Origin of the sequence: Sphingobacterium faecale (genome assembly GCF_016746095.1) — a bacterium.
GTDB classification, from domain to species: domain Bacteria; phylum Bacteroidota; class Bacteroidia; order Sphingobacteriales; family Sphingobacteriaceae; genus Sphingobacterium; species Sphingobacterium faecale.
On sequence record NZ_JAERTY010000001.1, the window covers coordinates 152039 to 167183 of the forward strand.

At 46.2% G+C, this 15145-nt stretch carries 18 protein-coding genes; 12 read left to right on the forward strand and 6 right to left on the reverse strand.

The window, feature by feature from the left end; translation table 11 throughout:
• Nucleotides 1-10: 10 nt before the first annotated feature.
• A complete protein-coding gene (locus tag JKG61_RS00520; RefSeq protein ID WP_202101043.1) occupies nt 11-637 on the reverse strand; it encodes a fibronectin type III domain-containing protein in 627 nt (208 codons plus the stop codon).
• Nucleotides 638-909: 272 nt separating this feature from the next.
• On the opposite strand from JKG61_RS00520, the gene JKG61_RS00525 reads away from it, so the two are divergent.
• On the forward strand, nt 910-1140 hold the full coding sequence (locus tag JKG61_RS00525; RefSeq protein WP_202101044.1) for a hypothetical protein: 231 nt from the start codon (nt 910-912) through the stop codon (nt 1138-1140).
• Between the two features lie 17 nt (nt 1141-1157).
• On the opposite strand, the gene JKG61_RS00530 is transcribed toward JKG61_RS00525, so the two are convergent.
• The gene (locus tag JKG61_RS00530; protein WP_202101045.1) at nt 1158-1436 is read right to left on the reverse strand and encodes a MerR family transcriptional regulator; all 279 of its coding nucleotides are present in this window, start codon (nt 1434-1436) and stop codon (nt 1158-1160) included.
• A gap of 19 nt (nt 1437-1455) precedes the next feature.
• Nucleotides 1456-1812, reverse strand: coding sequence for a LytTR family transcriptional regulator DNA-binding domain-containing protein (locus JKG61_RS23040; RefSeq protein WP_202101046.1), 357 nt, complete (start codon nt 1810-1812; stop codon nt 1456-1458).
• A gap of 338 nt (nt 1813-2150) precedes the next feature.
• On the opposite strand from JKG61_RS23040, the gene JKG61_RS00540 reads away from it, so the two are divergent.
• Nucleotides 2151-2684, forward strand: a complete 534-nt coding sequence (locus tag JKG61_RS00540) for a cyclic nucleotide-binding domain-containing protein (RefSeq protein ID WP_202101047.1) — start codon at nt 2151-2153, stop codon at nt 2682-2684.
• Nucleotides 2685-2903: 219 nt separating this feature from the next.
• Here the strand turns inward: JKG61_RS00540 and JKG61_RS00545 are convergent, their stop codons facing one another.
• On the reverse strand, nt 2904-3542 hold the full coding sequence (locus JKG61_RS00545) for a gluconate 2-dehydrogenase subunit 3 family protein (protein ID WP_202101048.1): 639 nt from the start codon (nt 3540-3542) through the stop codon (nt 2904-2906).
• A 4-nt stretch (nt 3543-3546) separates the two neighbouring features.
• The gene (locus JKG61_RS00550) at nt 3547-5283 is read right to left on the reverse strand and encodes a GMC oxidoreductase (protein ID WP_202101049.1); all 1737 of its coding nucleotides are present in this window, start codon (nt 5281-5283) and stop codon (nt 3547-3549) included.
• Nucleotides 5284-5625: 342 nt separating this feature from the next.
• Here JKG61_RS00550 and JKG61_RS00555 point away from each other — a divergent pair, with 342 nt between their 5' ends.
• The 10 genes from JKG61_RS00555 to JKG61_RS00600 are packed head-to-tail and all read left to right on the forward strand — an operon-like array spanning nt 5626 to nt 13562.
• The gene (locus JKG61_RS00555; protein WP_202101050.1) at nt 5626-5793 is read left to right on the forward strand and encodes a hypothetical protein; all 168 of its coding nucleotides are present in this window, start codon (nt 5626-5628) and stop codon (nt 5791-5793) included.
• Entirely contained in the window at nt 5793-6389 is a 597-nt protein-coding gene (locus JKG61_RS00560) for a superoxide dismutase (RefSeq protein ID WP_237249324.1), read from the forward strand. The genes JKG61_RS00555 and JKG61_RS00560 overlap by 1 nt, the downstream gene beginning before the upstream one ends.
• A 1-nt stretch (nt 6390) precedes the next feature.
• The gene (locus tag JKG61_RS00565) at nt 6391-6858 is read left to right on the forward strand and encodes a hypothetical protein (RefSeq protein WP_202101051.1); all 468 of its coding nucleotides are present in this window, start codon (nt 6391-6393) and stop codon (nt 6856-6858) included.
• A gap of 4 nt (nt 6859-6862) precedes the next feature.
• A complete protein-coding gene (locus JKG61_RS00570) occupies nt 6863-7486 on the forward strand; it encodes a peroxiredoxin (protein ID WP_237249325.1) in 624 nt (207 codons plus the stop codon).
• Complete coding sequence (locus tag JKG61_RS00575; RefSeq protein WP_202101052.1) at nt 7479-8921, forward strand: leucyl aminopeptidase family protein; 1443 nt, start codon at nt 7479-7481, stop codon at nt 8919-8921. The genes JKG61_RS00570 and JKG61_RS00575 overlap by 8 nt, the downstream gene beginning before the upstream one ends.
• Nucleotides 8918-9889, forward strand: coding sequence for a ribonucleotide-diphosphate reductase subunit beta (locus JKG61_RS00580; RefSeq protein ID WP_202101053.1), 972 nt, complete (start codon nt 8918-8920; stop codon nt 9887-9889). Before JKG61_RS00575 ends, JKG61_RS00580 begins: the two co-directional genes overlap by 4 nt.
• Before the next feature lie 28 nt (nt 9890-9917).
• A complete protein-coding gene (locus JKG61_RS00585) occupies nt 9918-12257 on the forward strand; it encodes a ribonucleoside-diphosphate reductase subunit alpha (protein WP_202101054.1) in 2340 nt (779 codons plus the stop codon).
• A gap of 24 nt (nt 12258-12281) precedes the next feature.
• Nucleotides 12282-12920: a 2,3-bisphosphoglycerate-dependent phosphoglycerate mutase gene (locus tag JKG61_RS00590; RefSeq protein ID WP_202101055.1), complete on the forward strand. Its 639-nt coding sequence runs from the start codon at nt 12282-12284 to the stop codon at nt 12918-12920.
• The gene (locus tag JKG61_RS00595; RefSeq protein WP_202101056.1) at nt 12913-13206 is read left to right on the forward strand and encodes a hypothetical protein; all 294 of its coding nucleotides are present in this window, start codon (nt 12913-12915) and stop codon (nt 13204-13206) included. The genes JKG61_RS00590 and JKG61_RS00595 overlap by 8 nt, the downstream gene beginning before the upstream one ends.
• Before the next feature lie 38 nt (nt 13207-13244).
• On the forward strand, nt 13245-13562 hold the full coding sequence (locus tag JKG61_RS00600; protein WP_202101057.1) for a hypothetical protein: 318 nt from the start codon (nt 13245-13247) through the stop codon (nt 13560-13562).
• A gap of 141 nt (nt 13563-13703) precedes the next feature.
• Here JKG61_RS00600 and JKG61_RS00605 read toward each other — a convergent pair whose 3' ends face one another.
• Complete coding sequence (locus JKG61_RS00605; protein ID WP_202101058.1) at nt 13704-15125, reverse strand: BT_3987 domain-containing protein; 1422 nt, start codon at nt 15123-15125, stop codon at nt 13704-13706.
• Nucleotides 15126-15145 lie beyond the last annotated feature (20 nt).

Sequence of the window (15145 nt, forward strand, 5' to 3'; positions counted from 1 at the left end):
TTCGCTCTCCTTATCTTACAATTATCGTTGCGCTATCGCTCCAGTCGCCCGCACCGTGCTGGTTAACGGCGCGTACCTGAAATAGATAGCGTATCCCCGGTTCCAGCGGAGCAATGACCGTAATCCGGGAGTCAGTGGTGCTGCTACGGTCGGACCAGTTTTCTGGATCGGTGCCCTTAGCATAGCGGTACTCGTAGATGCGGATTTTCTTTTGCATCTGGAATTGTAGCCGCACCTGCCCAGATTGGTTGGTGTCCAATAGTTTGACACCCTGTACCTTTACTGGCGGCTGTGTGGTTGTGGGAGCAGGATTTGTAGGGAATCCTGAGCTCAGTAGTACGGAGAGTACCCCATTGGCCGTGAGGTTGACGTAATAGGATAGCTTGGCCATCGTGTCGACCAGGATAGTGCGACTCTCATTTTTTAACGCGGTGTCTTCGGGAGCACCGCGTTTGCGGACAGCGGCTAGCTTGGTCAGGAAATCATCCAATTCGGTCTGTACAGCTGTTAGTGCGGGACTCGGTGTCACGAAGTGTGTATTGCTATCCATGGCTCGCAGGATAGTCTGTACGGTGATGACCAGTTCGTCATCTTTCATGCTTTTAAAGCCATTCAGGGCTCGGTGTGTTACTACCATGATTTTGTTACTTTATATTGTTAAACCATATCGATCTCTGAGGCGCGCTTCCCGTTGATCTAAGGCAAACATAGTCTGAGCAGGGGGAGGGCGCCGGTAGTTGAACCGAATTGATCTATAGATGACCTACATTGACCTGTTTTTAGGTCAGATGGTATAGTCAGGATGGGTGAAATGGGCTTTTAGATAAGAGGTGTTTTCTTCACCATGGAGCGATTATGTCAGTGACTGGATAAAGTTTGAAACAGACTACAAGAAGTTTTAAACTTAGTGTGGCAAGTTGTAACGGAGGCATACCAAGTAAGCACAAAGATGTATTCCAATCGAATAGGTATAGGCCAAGTTTGGATGATAGTGGTGCCTGGTTGGAATTCATGGGAGGAAGTGTGGGGAGCGATGATGGATCATTGGCTGCTGGTTTGCACAGTAGGAAAATTGCTGCTGCTTGTAGCGATCCCGATGCACCAAGACACCTGCTTGGTGCATCGGGACTGGATGTCTGATCGCATGTTAGAATGCGTTACATCCGTCCGCGCCTCTGGAGTTCGGCGATGATCGGTTTCAGATGCTCTTCTTGATAGATATCCATACTGCCTATGCGGGCAGGTTTTAGTTTGCCCTGCTTGACATAACGCTTGTAGGTGCTTTCGCTGATGCGTAGTACACTCATGACATCACTTTTGAAATACACTTTTGACTGGCTTTTTCCGGCCAGTAGGTCGGTGTTGTCGCTGATGTTTTCCAACAAGTCCACCATGCGCTTGACGGTGAGATATAGACGGATTAAGTGGTCTTCCATAATTAGGTCCATTTTTGGTTTATAAGCTATTTGTTCTGTCCCATAGATCGAATGCGCTGTGGATTTTTCGGTCACCTATGGGGATAGGGATCCGTGTATGTGCGAGTTGTAGGCTGTTGTGCTGCACGGAGAGGACATAATTGACATTGATGACGTGCGATCGATGACATCTTTTGAAATGTTCGGCAGGGAGCCGGCCTAGGACTGCTGCCATAGGTTTAATGGTCGTATAGCGGATGCCGTCAGGAAGCCAGATGATGCAATCCATGCCATCGGCTTCTAATCGTACGATCTGATCGAAGTCTATCCTGATTCGTTGTAGACTGTTGCATTGACGGACCAGAAATAGCTGAGGACTGTGTGCGACTTCGATCACTTGTAGAACGATGCCATCTTTGATGCCGTCTGCTGCTGTTTTGTGTTGTTGAGTGTCGTAATCCAAGAGGATTACCTTAAATTTCTGTTGTTTCATGTGCTGTGTAGTAAATGAGTTACTCTGTTAATAACTGATTTCCAGGTATTGATTGTAAGGGAAATCATAAGGTATTAGATTGGTTGCACTTGTGGATAGGACGGGGAGACCTGAGGTATATGTAAAACGGTTTTGGGTTGGAATAGATTGTCTTCATAAGTATTGGTAGTCTATTGGGAAATATTATTGGTCTGGAGGCCGTCTTTTGCTATATATGCCTGATATAACCAACAGCTATCTATATGGATATTTTTGTTTTACAATTGCGCAGATTGCTCCTGGACTATGCGCAGGACGATCTCTATGCCGAATGGAATGCGCTGTATTCGGCACTGACTCCGATACATTGTGCCGCAGGCCAGCGCCTTGTCTCCAATCGGGGCGATATTTGTTTTCTGGCCAAAGGAGTACTGTTAAAAACACAGCTTGAGACGATAACGCGTATTATCCAGGCTGATCAGCTGATTTTTGTCCCCTTGCAGTCCAATGCGATTTACTTTCATGCATTGGTACCGTGCCAGTTGCTTGTACTATCTAGAGAGGAGCTGTATCGTATTATTGAAGTATTCCCTAGAGTTGTACGTGTTTATGATAGTTTATTGGATGTATGGCATGTACAAAGTAATGAGCGTCTCCTGTTATTGGAGATGAAGCAAAAATCGGCACGTATAGCGCTGTTCAAACAATTGCACAAAGAGGCCTGTCCCTATATGGCTCGAAAGGATATAGCCAATTATATTGCTGTGAGTGAGGAATACCTCCGGAAGAATTTCTAAGGTCGTATTGAACATATTTCATAGCTTATTGGGTTAGTAAATCCAAACATACCTTTTTTTGGAGGTATTGGCTATGCATTACTTGATGAATGGTGTGCAGATATTGACTTGGAGGCTTATCTAATTCTAGCGCTTAGTAGATCCATAGGAGTACTCAACGACCATCGGGCAGGGTTGTTTTATTCGGGTAATAGTGTATGAAAAATGAACTTAGTTTTGTTATCCCTCGTCTGTTGCAAATCCATGGGCCTGTAATACCTCTGCGGGTACGCCTGACCAAACTCCGGGTCGGTTACCTACATATCCCAAGTCATCAATTCCAATCTTGGAGGTATAGAATCCGGAAGCGGTCAGATTGCGCAGTGTTTTGAAAAAGCTGACCCCTTGCTCTACCTCTGGTATACTTCGCGAGGGAAATGCTATTTCGTCCAATAGCTTAATCTGTTGATCCGTCGTGCAATTGATAAAAACCTGTCCCATCTTTTTTTGAGACCGGATATCCATCCATTTAAGACCGCCTCGCATAGGAGTCTGATAATGGGGCATATCCTTGACTATAAACTCTATGAAATCGGGAACTCCCGCCTCGGAGGCACTACCAGAAAACTCATCTTTGGGAATAATATAGTCGACAAGACAGGTGATGGTGGACAGTTCGTGTGCCGAAAAAAACTGTTCTGCTTGTAGCTTTAGGTTTCGTTCATGTTCAAAGTCCTGTACTCCGGGGAGTTTTTCGGTAGGAGGCTTGTCGCTATGATCGGTAGCCTTATTTTTTTCTGGTCCGCAGGATGAAGCAGCAAGCAGACCTGTCCCAGAGGCAAGTAATCCCAATGCTTTGAGTGATTCTCTTCTGTTCATAGTTTTATCCGTTTATTTTTTTGTTTTCCTGTAATATATATTCTGCTGTACGCATCGAGAGTGCTAAAATAGTCCAGGTTAGATTCTTGTCTCCCTGTTGAACAAAAGGGCCGGCATCGACCACGTATAGGTTCTTGCAATCATGGGCCTGTCCCCATTTGTTGAGTACAGATTTTTTGGGATCGTTGCCCATGCGTGTGGTGCCGCCTTCATGGATGATCTTACCTGGAGCTTCTAGGCCATAGGCTGTTTCGGGACCATGGATCTTGGAGGTGATGACAGCTCCCATTTCATGCATGATCGATTGGAAAGTCTCCTGCATGTGTTTCGCTTGTAGGATTTCCTCATTGGCCCATTTGTAATGGAATTTTAACACAGGGATTCCGAATTTGTCGACTTTATTGGAATCGATTTCGCAGTAATTATCCAATCTTGCGATGGCTGTACCACGTCCGGCCATGCCTACCCCAGCACCGTAAAACCTTCGGTATTGCTCTTTTAAAGCTTTTCCGTAACCGGCTTCTCCCATAGGTTTGCCATCCCTGCCAGGGATCTTGTCGCCAAGTTCGGCCGTTCCGCCAAAAATTCCGTAGGACGGCATCCGCATCCCGCCTCCATATTCAATATGGTAGCCTCTAGGAAAATCGAGCTTTTTGTTATCCAGCCACCAAGGGGAATAAATATGTACACTGCCTACGCCATCCTCATTATAGCGTTTACGATCGAGGAGTTGGGGTAGAAATCCGCTGAGACCCGCACCTGTGGAGTCGTGCAGGTATTTGCCTACTAGTCCCGAACTGTTGCCTACGCCATTCGGATGGGCTGATGATTTGGAGTTCAGCATCAGGCGGGCACTCTCACAGGCACTGGCACCGAGGATTACTGTTTTTGCTTTAACACTATATTCTTGAAGATCTTTGGTGTTGACATAGGAGACACCGATAGCGAGTCCCTCATCGTTGGTGAGTACTTCGCGGACCATAGCATTGTCGATTACCTTTAGATTACCGGTTTTCATTGCCGGAATTACCAGGCAGGAAGAGGAAGAAAAATCTCCATATACTTTGCAGGAACGGCCGCATTGACCGCAGTAAAAACAAGTGCCTCGATCCTTAACTCCAGGCAGCGCTTCGGTCAGTACCGACCCCCGGCCGGCAATAACAGGTACGCCCGCTTTTTGGCCGCCTTTACGGATGTAGAGTTCGTTGAGACGGGGCTTTGGCGGTTTCAGAAAAATACCGTCGGGCTCATTATGGATACCTTCTACTGTACCGTAGATACCGATCATACGGTCTACACGGTCATAAAAAGGTTTGACTTCATCGTAGGTGATAGGCCAGGAATCAGTAACCCCATCTTTGGGCTGGAAATCATCTGGACCCATTCGTAACGATATGCGGCCCCAATGATTGGTACGACCGCCCAACATGCGCGCCCTGAACCATTCAAATTCAGTGCCACTGGCTCGGGTGTAAGGTTCCCCTTCAAGCTCCCAGCCACCGTAAGCGGCATCAAAATCTCCGAAAGGGCGTGTCGTGCCCGCACCTCTCCGGGGTGATTCCCAAGACCAACGGAGTTGCAGGGCATCTATGGCAGGATCGTAAAAAGGTCCGGCTTCCAACATCAGAACCTTAAGACCTGCATGTGCCAGTATATATCCGGCCATACCGCCTCCAGCACCAGAACCGACAACTATCGCGTCGTAATGCTCTGTAGATTCAATAATCTGAAATGCAGTCATAATAGGGGTGAATTAAATAGTTAATAACGTAGTTTAAAAGTTGATCACTGTAAGTTAGCAATAAACAACTGCAAATTGAACGAAAAAATGTAAGATTTTTATTCACTCATTGGATAGAGCTCGCCAATGAAAAGTATTTATCCCGAGATGCGCTATAAAAACCGGCAAACCTGCAGCTGAATAGTATGTTAAGGTAATCGCTTTAGATGGATAATGTCAATTTTGGTGATGCCCTGAGCATGCAGTTTACATTGTTTCAGATGTTTTTTTGTTTAAACTATTTTGTTAGATGATTCTAACTTTGTAAGTTTGTTGAGCTAATTAATAAAAAGGGAATGGCTTATGGATTTTGTAATAGACCTGCTGGAGGAAAATAAAAACTATCTGGAGCGACAGATCCGCGATGAAGATCTGATGAGAACGAATCTGAGAATGGCTACAGCCAGTATGCAACAGATCAGCCAACTAAAAAGAGCAATAAAAATATTGAAACAAAAAAATAGACAATAATGAAGATTACGTTAACACTGCCGGAGCTCCCTTATGATAGCGGAGCGCTAGATCCGGTCATCACGGCCGAGACATTTGATTACCATTATGGCAAGCACCATGCTACCTATGTCAATAACCTAAACGGGTTGATCAAAGACACGGCATTGGAAGGGGCTACGGTAGAGACTATAATTTCGAAAAGTTTTTCGGAAGGAAATATAGCATTGTTTAACAATGCGGCCCAGCATTGGAACCATAGTTTCTTCTGGAACTGCCTATCTCCTGATGGAGGTGCTACCCCTGTTGAAAAAATAGGTGCGTTGATTGATAGGGATTTCGGGAGTTTTGAGGCTTTCAAAGAGCAATTTTCGCAGACGGCGGTCAAGCTGTTTGGAGCCGGCTGGGCGTGGTTGGCACAGGATGAAAATGGAGTACTCGAGATATTGGCGATGAAAGATGCCCATACGCCACTTACAGAAGGAAAGACTCCGGTGCTGACGCTGGATGTATGGGAACATGCTTACTATATCGACTACCGTAATGCACGACCAAAATTTGTAGAGGGTTTCTGGGAGCTGGTCAACTGGGATTTCGCAAATAAAAACTTGAAGTAAAATGGAAAATAGCTGTATGAAACATGTGGAAGAGCATTGGCAGACATTGACCGTATCGGCCAACGGGGCTTTTGAGCAGGGAGATTGGCAACTGGCCCTGTCGCTGTATAATGATGCACTGTACAGGGCTGAGGTACTTAATGACCATATCGGGGAATGTATGCGATTGAAAATTCCGTTCATACAGGTATTTCTTATTTCCTGTAATAACCTGGCGCATACGTATCAACAGTTGTGTAGGGAGGAGGAGGGGGAGAATATGCTGAAGCGGGGGATCCACTATCTCTTTCATCTGATCCGGAGAAAACAGATTGAATTTTTGGAGGTCCAGTCGGATCTCAAAGCGGCAATAGCCAACTATGTGAGCTTTGTACAGCAATCGGAAGAGGGGGATACTAAGCAACGTGATCTTGTCGAAATGGTGAACGAACAGCTTCTCGAAAATGATTTAATAACAACAGACCAATAATAACATGTGTAATTCAGTCAAAAAACTAATAAATGGTCAACAGGGACAGTTGATTCAAAAAGGAATATTGTCGATAGGGGATAAGCTGCCTGATTTTATTAAAAAGGCGGTAGTGACGACACCCGATGGAATCCAGATTACGGATATAAAACAGAGCTACGCATCGGATAGCAATAAGTGGACGGTATTGTTCTGGTGGCCTAAAGATTTCACATTTGTATGTCCGACTGAAATCATCGAATTTGACGGTAAGAGTACGGAATTTGAAGATCGTAATGCGGTCGTCATTGGAGCCTCTACGGATACCGAATATGTGCATCTGGCCTGGCGGCAACAGCATCCTGGCCTTGCGGATCTGCGGATCCCGATGCTGGCGGATACGTCCAAATCTCTTGCAGCGGAAATGGGTATCTTGGATGAAGAGGAGCGCGTGGCTTACCGGGCGACATTTATCATCGATCCGAAAGGTATTATTCAATGGGTGGCGGTGTATCCGATGAACGTAGGACGCAATGTGGATGAGGTAATACGGGTATTGGATGCACTGCAGAACGGAGAGCTCACTGCTTGTGGATGGACACCTGCACAGGCGACGCTGACGACTCAAATGAAAGGGGAGCATGTCTAATAATTATCTGCACCTGGATCTGGTAGGCCATGCAGGCACAGAGACGGCACCTCCCGAAATGGACAGTCTTATTGTCCTGACGGAACGGACACAGGTGCAGCGTCTAGGCATACCTGCTGTCATGCTCGAACGTATCGAAAAAGCTTTTTCGGGAGATAAGACGGTCACTTTTAATGTGTTTGGGAGTCGCCATACATTGCTCATACTAGTTCCGGACAAAGGGCTCGAAACGCTGCGGTTGGCGGGAGCCTCGGCTTATGGTTTGCTGCGTAAACACGGTGTTCAGGCGTTGCGCATCAAAGGACTCCATGTACTGGAGAAGAAGGAGCGTTACGCGATACTGGAGGGTATGATATTGAACAGCTATTCTTTTGATAAATATAAAACAGAGAAGGATACGGATACCGTAGTGGCTCACCTGCCGGCCCGATTGTTTTCTCAGGCTGATCTCCAGGAGCTAAAGATATTGACAGAGGCTATTTCGCTGACCAAGACCTTGGTCAACGAACCGCCGAACAGTATGAATGCGGTACAGTTTGCAGATGTAGTGCAAACTATAGGCAGACAGTATGGCTTTGACACAGAAATCCTGGAGAAAAGTGAGATTGAAGAACTGGGAATGGGGGGGCTACTGGCGGTAAATAGGGGGTCGGTCATACCACCGACATTAAGTGTGATGCGGTACAGGCCTGCCGATGCGCTCAATAAAAAGCCGATCGTACTCGTTGGCAAGGGCGTGATGTTCGATACGGGTGGGTATTCGGTAAAGGTGGGCGGAAATATGATCTCCATGAAAAGTGATATGGCCGGTGGAGCTGCCGTATTGGGCCTCATCGCAGCGATAGCTGGCAACGAATTGCCTTACTATGTGGTAGGGCTGGTACCGGCAACCGACAATAAGATTGCTGCCGAGGCATTGGTCGTGGACGATATCATACGTATGATGGATGGAACTACCGTCGAGGTACAGAATACGGATGCGGAGGGACGCCTGATACTGGCTGATGCACTCACGTATGCCAAACGCTTTGATCCGGAACTGGTCATCGATATGGCGACGCTCACGGGAGCATCGGCTGCTATTACGGGGCCATACGGGATAGCCGTATTGGGCAATGATCAGCAGCAGATCGATGTATTGAAAGATATCGGTGAACAGGTGTACGAGCGCTTGTTACAATTGCCGCTATGGAAGGAATTCCGGGAGTTGCTGAAGTCGGGTGTCGCTGATCGGAGCAATCTGGGAGGGCCGGTAGGAGGGGTGAGTACATCCGCTATATTTCTGGAGCATTTTACGGATTATCCATGGATCCATCTGGATATCGCGGGTGCGGCATTTGTCAAAGAGGCTAAAGGCTACCGCCAGAAAGGTGCTACAGCGGTGCCGGTACGGCTATTATATGAATTTGTGAAAAGTAGGATTAAGAGAAGATGATGGAACCCATATTACAGGAAAATAAGGATCGCTTTGTGATATTTCCGATAGCGCATGATGATATCTGGCAGTTTTATAAGATGGCAGAAGCTAGTTTCTGGACGGCCGAAGAGGTCGACCTGTCGCCGGATATCAATGACTGGATCCATAAACTGACCGAAGATGAACGGTATTTTATCTCCCGTGTATTAGCTTTTTTTGCCGCTAGTGACGGTATTGTCAACGAAAATCTGGCCATCAACTTTATTAATGAGGTACAGTATCCAGAGGCACGCTTTTTCTATGGCTTCCAGATTATGATCGAAAATATACACTCGGAGATGTATTCGCTATTGATCGACACCTATGTCAAGGACCCTGAGGAGAAAGATTACCTTTTACGGGCTATGGAGACTATACCCTGCGTACAGAAAAAAGCAGACTGGGCTTTACGCTGGATAGAGAGTGGCAGCTTCAGCGAACGTCTGGTTGCATTTGCGGCAGTGGAGGGTATCTTTTTCTCGGGAAGCTTCTGTGCTATTTTCTGGTTGAAAAAACGAGGACTGATGCCTGGGCTTACCTTTTCCAATGAGCTGATCAGCCGCGATGAGGGATTGCACTGCGATTTTGCATGTCATCTCTATAATAGCCATGTAGAAAATCGGCTCCCGACAGAAACCTTACGGAGCATTATTCAAGATGCCGTAGCTATCGAAAAGGAATTTGTAACGGAGGCGCTACCGGTCCGCCTGATCGGGATGAATGCGGAGCTGATGTGCCAGTACATCGAATTTGTGGCTGACCGTCTTCTGGTCGCTTTGGGCGAACAAAAAATATGGAATGCGATCAATCCCTTTGATTTTATGGAACTGATATCCCTACAGGGAAAAACCAATTTTTTTGAACGCCGCGTAGGGGAATATCAAAAACCGGGAGTGGCCAAGGGAAGTGGGGATGGTCGACTGTTTTCACTGGACGAAGAGTTTTAGAAAAAGAATAATAATATAAGCCAAGTGTATGTTCGTTGTAAAGAGAAATGGTAAAAAGGAAGTCGTGCATTTTGATAAGATCACCGCACGGCTACATAAATTGATCTATGGATTGTCGGTCACGGAGAAGGATGTGATCGATATCGCCAAAAAAGTGATACAGGGGATCTATGAGAATGTCAGTACTACGGAGTTGGATAATCTGGCGGCAGAGACTGTAGCGGCTTATACGACGATGCATCCGGATTTTGCGATTCTTGCCGCAAGGATTGCAGTCAGTAATCTCCATAAAAATACGCTGAAATCATTTTCCAGAACAGCAAAGCGGATGTACGGGTATCAGGATCCCGTAACGGGGACACATGCTCCTCTGATTGCTAAGGAAATATACGATATCATCTGTGCACATGCGGATGAGATCGATAGCAGTATGCTCTATGATAGGGATTATAGTTTTGACTATTTTGGCTTTAAAACGCTGGAGCGCTCTTATCTGATCCGTGCCAATGGGCATGTGATAGAGCGGCCGCAGCACCTTTTTATGCGTGTAGCCATCGGTATACATCGTGACGATATCCCTGCGGCTATAGAGACGTATAATCTGATGAGTGACAAATGGTTTATCCATGCTACGCCTACATTGTTTAATGCCGGTACTGCCAAACCTCAGCTGTCTTCCTGTTTTTTGCTGATCATGACTGAAGACAGTATAGACGGTATTTTTGATACGCTGAAACGCTGCGCATTGATTTCGCAATCGGCGGGAGGAATTGGCTTAAGTATCCATAATGTACGGGCTACGGGAAGCTATATCAAGGGGACTGGTGGGATATCCAATGGAATCATTCCGATGTTGCGGGTCTTTAATGATACGGCCCGATATGTCGATCAGGGAGGTGGTAAGCGCAAAGGGGCTATTGCGGTCTACCTCGAGCCTTGGCATGCCGATATATTTGATTTTCTCGATATCCGTAAAAATCACGGTAAGGAGGAGATGCGTGCACGGGATTTATTCCCAGCGCTGTGGATTCCTGATCTTTTCATGAAGCGTGTCGAGGCCAATGGGCAATGGTCGCTATTTGATCCGAATGAAGCAGCAGGGCTCTACGGGGTATATGGAGAGGCTTTCGAAGCTTTGTACCTGCATTATGAAAAGGAGCATAAGTACCGTAGACAGGTCAGCGCAAGGGAGCTATGGACTGCGATTCTGGAAGCGCAGATCGAAACGGGGACACCGTATATGTGCTATAAGGATGCGGCTAATGAAAAATCCAATCAAAAGAATATCGGTGTGATCCGCAGCTCGAACCTCTGTACCGAAATCATGGAGTATACGAGCAGGGAGGAGGTCGCGGTCTGTAATCTGGCATCGTTGTCGCTGCCGCGCTACGTGAGCAATGGACAATTTGACTTTGATAGATTGTATGAGGTGACAAAGATCGTGACCCGTAATCTCAACAGGATTATCGATCGTAATTATTATCCGATTCCAGAGACGGAAAGCTCTAATCTCCGGCACCGCCCCATTGGTATAGGGGTGCAGGGACTGGCAGATGTCTTCATGGTACTGCGGATGCCGTTTGAAAGTGTAGAAGCCCGAAAGCTGAATGCAGCAATTTTTGAAACAATTTATTATGCTGCTATGGAGGCATCCATGGCGTTGGCAAAAGAGCAGGGGGCCTATTCGACTTTTGATGGATCTCCATTATCGGAAGGGAAGTTTCAGTTTGACCTTTGGGGGGTAGCACCTTCTGATCGCTGGGACTGGGAGGGGCTACGGCAGCAGGTCATCGCACATGGCGTGCGGAACTCATTGTTATTGGCGCCTATGCCCACGGCATCTACCTCCCAGATATTGGGCAATAACGAATGCTTTGAACCGTATACCAGCAATGTGTACAACAGACGTGTACTATCAGGCGAATTTGCCGTGGTCAATAAGCACCTGTTGCAGGATCTTATCGAGCTGGGACTGTGGACTCCTGAGATGAAGAATAGGCTGATTGCCCATAATGGATCTGTACAGGATATTCCGCAGATTCCAGATGCATTAAAGGAGCTGTATAAGACCGCTTGGGAGATAAAACAAAAAAGCATTATCGATATGGCCGCGGATCGGGGTGCCTTTATTTGCCAGTCACAGTCCCTGAATATTTTTATGGAGCAGCCCAATATGGCTAAACTGACCTCGATGCATTTTCATGCCTGGAAGAGCGGATTAAAGACGGGAATGTACTACCTGCGGACGAAGGCGGCCGTAGATGCCATCAAATTCACGGTCCAACCGGTAGATGCCGCTGGAACGGCAAAAGCGGATGTCGCCTGTTCGCTGGACAATGCAGAGGATTGTATGGCCTGTGGAAGTTAGTTTGCACAATAAAGAAGTAATGTTATGTCAAAATTATTTTTAGTCCGACATGGACAATCACAATGGAATCTGGAGAACCGCTTTACCGGTGGCCAGGATATAGATCTGACAGAGTTGGGTAAGCAGGAAGCGCGTCACGCTGGGCAGCAGTTGCAGGAGCAAAAAATAGATATTGCCTTTAGTTCTAAGCTCGTGAGGGCTAGAAGGACGCTGGCAATGATGTTGGAAGAAATGGATCGGCTTACCATCCCGATAATGACGACGGCCTGTCTGAACGAACGTTCCTATGGTATGCTCGAAGGGCTTAATAAAGCCGAGACGGTGCTGAAATACGGCGAAGCGCAGGTACAGGAATGGCGGCGTTCATTTGATGTGATTCCTCCCGGTGGAGAAAGCCTGAAAGATACCCATGATAGGGTAATTCCTTATTTTAAAAAATACATAGCACCTGAATTGGCTAGCGGAAAAAATGTACTCATTGTGGCTCATGGTAACAGCTTGCGGGCACTGATTATGTTTTTGGAGCATATCTCTTCGTCCGAAATCATGAAGCGGGAAATAGCGACTGGGGTGCCATTGTATTATGAGGTGAAGGACGCTTATTTCAAGAGAAGAGAAGCGTTGTTGTCTAAATCTCTTTTAAAAACAGCAACGCATGGCTAGCGTGTATGTCGATGCAGAGGAAGTGGAGCTGCTGCTGGGCTTTCTGAGATTTGAGAACTTTTTTCCGGCACGGGGAACCCCGTCTTTTCTGGAGCTTAAATCGTTACTTGCGCCATACCTGGCTGATTTGGCGAAGCATAACCGTAGGACCTTGTTCTCTCTGCTGAAAAACATGGGGATACCCAGCTACGAAGTACGTGCCTTATTGTCACGGAGAGCGGATGACGTATATGTTGGCCACATAATTGCGGATAGAATATTGGAAAAACAACAGCAGCGTATGTGAGGTGGATACCGTAGGATACGCTGTAATTTTTGAGGATTATGGAAACTACAGACGTACTGACGCGATTGATGGATAAAATCGGAATTAACGAAGAGGTATCCCGTACTGCGCAGGAATTAAAATTTGAAGATCTGGTAAGGTATCTGGACTGGCTTATACAGCATGATTTCAATAGGTTGATTGCGATATTGTACCGTATAGATGTGAAGGAGGAAAAGGCGAGAGAACGGCTTGCAGAGTCGCAGGGAAAGGATACCCCAGGGTATGTTATTGCTTGTCTCCTGCTGGAAAGAGAAAAGGAGAAAATTGCTTTTAGAGCAAGGTCTGCAGCGGATAGGCAGTATGGGAACGATTAAGCCTATTTGAAAAGACAGAATGGAATAGAACAAAAGCCATTGGAAGAGAAACCCAATGGCTTTTGTGTAAATCCCCCTTTTTATAGCTAGCTTGTGAGGACTAATGAATACATCTTCTATGGATAGAAGATCGCTAGTTCTTTACCAGTCCTTCGCATAAATTTTGCTCTTATCGATTACTAACTCATCGTCGAACAGGATTCTGGCCACGTTTTGCAATGCTGGCGTCTGAAGCCCGTCGAAATTGGCTCGATTTGGATCAAATGCAAAAATCATGTGCGCACCAAAGCCCCCGGTTCGAAGATTGGTTAAAGCTGAAGTGGAAGGTAATCGACCTAGATTATATTCGGCAGAGGACATTCCCCAACGTGATTTGGGAAGCCCCGGATAACGGGTAGATAGATCAAAACTACCGCCATAATCGTGTAATGCATAGTCTACATACTGTCCGGCCGGTGCTTCGGCTATTGCACCTGTGCCCCCAAAATTATTGGTTCTGGAATATACATATACCATGGTCAACTTATCGGGCATTGCCATTTTTGTCTCATATACAAGACGGGCGGCAGCACGATTGGATGGGGAAACAAATCCCGGAGGAGGAGGAGATTGGTAAGCGGAGTACTCATCGTCAAAAAAGACACCGTCTAGATTGTATGCGTCGCAAACGGTTTTTATCTCCTGGGCGAATACCTTGGCTGCCGCATCAGAAAGATTAGCGACACCGGAGCGGTCATGGTTTCCTAATATACTTAAGATGACCTTCATTCCTTTGTCCTGGAGTGGCTTGATGTATTTGGCATGATTGGCAAGTAAGTGTGTCACATTAGGATTGTGCGTTACCTTTACCTTGCCGGTAGTCTGATCATAGTTGATATTCGATGAAAATAGAATCACCATATCGATGAGGTACTTGTCACTGTTTTTTAGTTTTAAACTGAGATTGTTTAATGGATTGGTATCATTTACTTCCATACAGCTGATAATCTTAATACCGGTACTTTTGTCTGTCGAAGGGACTTTTGAAAAGTCTTTTACAAAAAGTAATAGGTCGCTTGATTTAGAAAGAAGCGCCCCGTTCGTCAGTTTGGTACTTAATGGGATTACATAAGTTGCATTTTCATCAATTTCAGTTCCGCTTTTGGCCGAGACGGTTATGGGGGCGGAAGACATCGCGCTGGCTTGGACCTCAAACTGACTGTCGTTAGAAAAAGTTACCAATTCTTGAGGAAAGGCTTTTAACGTCGTGCTATTTTTCTGATTGTATGCGAGGAGAATACTTTCGTCGTAAATAAGGGAGCCTTTTATCGCCTGTGTAGCAGGTTTGGAGAGTTGGAGTACAACATCATAAGCCCCTTCGCTGCGAAGCTCCAACATGGCGTTGCCAATTTTACCATCGGTACCTGCAAGATAGCTTATGGATTCTCCGCTTACATGATATCCGGACTCGTCTATCGATTTGACCAAAATGGGGTCGTCTTTGCAGGCTTGCAAAGCAATTGTAGAGACTACGGTAAGTAGTCCCCAGCTTAGAAGCTTATATTTTTTTGCTAAATATTTCATATGTATATAACTATTCGTTC

Excerpts from the sequence above, each read along its gene's own strand:
- JKG61_RS00565 (WP_202101051.1), top strand. The coding sequence starts at position 6,391 with ATGGAAAATAGCTGTATGAAACATGTGGAAGAGCATTGGCAGACATTG.
- JKG61_RS00545 (WP_202101048.1), bottom strand. The coding sequence starts at position 3,542 with ATGAACAGAAGAGAATCACTCAAAGCATTGGGATTACTTGCCTCTGGG.
- JKG61_RS00605 (WP_202101058.1), bottom strand. The coding sequence starts at position 15,125 with ATGAAATATTTAGCAAAAAAATATAAGCTTCTAAGCTGGGGACTACTT.
- JKG61_RS00585 (WP_202101054.1), top strand. The coding sequence starts at position 9,918 with ATGTTCGTTGTAAAGAGAAATGGTAAAAAGGAAGTCGTGCATTTTGAT.
- JKG61_RS00540 (WP_202101047.1), top strand. The coding sequence starts at position 2,151 with ATGGATATTTTTGTTTTACAATTGCGCAGATTGCTCCTGGACTATGCG.
- JKG61_RS00560 (WP_237249324.1), top strand. The coding sequence starts at position 5,793 with ATGAAGATTACGTTAACACTGCCGGAGCTCCCTTATGATAGCGGAGCG.
- JKG61_RS00590 (WP_202101055.1), top strand. The coding sequence starts at position 12,282 with ATGTCAAAATTATTTTTAGTCCGACATGGACAATCACAATGGAATCTG.
- JKG61_RS00520 (WP_202101043.1), bottom strand. The coding sequence starts at position 637 with ATGGTAGTAACACACCGAGCCCTGAATGGCTTTAAAAGCATGAAAGAT.
- JKG61_RS00575 (WP_202101052.1), top strand. The coding sequence starts at position 7,479 with ATGTCTAATAATTATCTGCACCTGGATCTGGTAGGCCATGCAGGCACA.
- JKG61_RS00555 (WP_202101050.1), top strand. The coding sequence starts at position 5,626 with ATGGATTTTGTAATAGACCTGCTGGAGGAAAATAAAAACTATCTGGAG.
- JKG61_RS00570 (WP_237249325.1), top strand. The coding sequence starts at position 6,863 with ATGTGTAATTCAGTCAAAAAACTAATAAATGGTCAACAGGGACAGTTG.
- JKG61_RS00550 (WP_202101049.1), bottom strand. The coding sequence starts at position 5,283 with ATGACTGCATTTCAGATTATTGAATCTACAGAGCATTACGACGCGATA.
- JKG61_RS00600 (WP_202101057.1), top strand. The coding sequence starts at position 13,245 with ATGGAAACTACAGACGTACTGACGCGATTGATGGATAAAATCGGAATT.
- JKG61_RS00595 (WP_202101056.1), top strand. The coding sequence starts at position 12,913 with ATGGCTAGCGTGTATGTCGATGCAGAGGAAGTGGAGCTGCTGCTGGGC.
- JKG61_RS00530 (WP_202101045.1), bottom strand. The coding sequence starts at position 1,436 with ATGGAAGACCACTTAATCCGTCTATATCTCACCGTCAAGCGCATGGTG.
- JKG61_RS00580 (WP_202101053.1), top strand. The coding sequence starts at position 8,918 with ATGATGGAACCCATATTACAGGAAAATAAGGATCGCTTTGTGATATTT.